Source organism: Mesorhizobium sp. M8A.F.Ca.ET.021.01.1.1 (genome assembly GCF_003998025.1).
In the GTDB taxonomy this organism is placed as follows: domain Bacteria; phylum Pseudomonadota; class Alphaproteobacteria; order Rhizobiales; family Rhizobiaceae; genus Mesorhizobium.
This window is the reverse complement of the sequence record NZ_RZSJ01000998.1, coordinates 1-965: the sequence shown is the minus strand read 5'-3', so window position 1 is coordinate 965 and position 965 is coordinate 1. Positions and strand designations below refer to the sequence as shown.

At 67.7% G+C, this 965-nt stretch carries 1 protein-coding gene and 1 pseudogene; both read left to right on the top strand.

Annotation, left to right across the window (positions count from 1 at the left end):
* A partial coding sequence (locus EOA36_RS36155) for an MFS transporter (RefSeq protein ID WP_127281296.1) occupies positions 1-786 on the top strand: 786 nt, incomplete at its 5' end.
* A gap of 38 nt (positions 787-824) precedes the next feature.
* Positions 825-965 (top strand): annotated as a pseudogene (locus EOA36_RS38700) (DUF423 domain-containing protein); the annotation flags it as partial.

Below are 965 nucleotides of genomic sequence, written 5' to 3'. Positions count from 1 at the left end.
GGCTCGCTGGTCGGCCCGCTGCTCGGCGGCGTGCTGCCGCCGGTAATCGGCATTCGCGCCACCTTCCTGTTGTCGGGCGGCGTGATCTTCCTCGCCTTCCTGGCGACGACGTTCCTCATCAAGGAGAGCCCGCGCCCAAGGCCGGCCGAGGCCGCGCCGGCGGCAAAGCCGAAAAGCGGCTGGTCTCAGATCCCGGACAAGCGCCCGGTCGTGGCCATGCTGACCACCGGCATGCTGCTCGCCTTCGCCACAATGTCGATCGAGCCGATCATCACCGTCTATGTGCAGCAGCTCATCGAGGACCAGGGCCGGGTGACGCTCGTCGCCGGCGTTGTGATGTCGGCGGCCGCGCTCGGCACCATCCTGTCGGCATCCTGGCTCGGCAAGCTCGCGGACCGGATCGGACACTGGAACGTTGTCGTGGGAGCGCTGGCCGTCTCGGCGCTGCTGCTCATCCCGCAGGCTTTTGTCACCAACAGCTGGCAGCTTATCGGCCTGCGTTTCCTGATGGGCCTGGCGTTGGGCGGTCTCCTGCCCTGCATCACCAGTGTCATCAGGCACAATATCCCCGACGGCGTTGGCGGCAACGTGCTTGGCCTGGCGATCTCGGCGCAATATGTCGGGCAGGTCGCGGGACCGCTGGCCGGCGGTTTTGTCGGCGGCCATTTCGGCATGCCGTCGGTGTTTCTCGGCACATCGGTGCTGATGGCCCTCGGTGCCGTCTACAACTGGATTGTCCAGTTGCGGCGGACGCGGCATATGGCGCTGGAAGCGGGCAAGCCCTGACGCTTGGCCGACCTGCAAAAAGAAAGAGCACGCCGACCATGAACCTCGCCGATCCAAACGGCAGCCGCCTCCTCGTGCTTGCCGGCGGCCTCGTCGGCGCCGCGGGCGTGGCGCTGTCGGCAGCGGCGGCGCACCGTGGCGGCGCTTTCACCGGCACGGCCGCCTCGTTCCTCCTGATG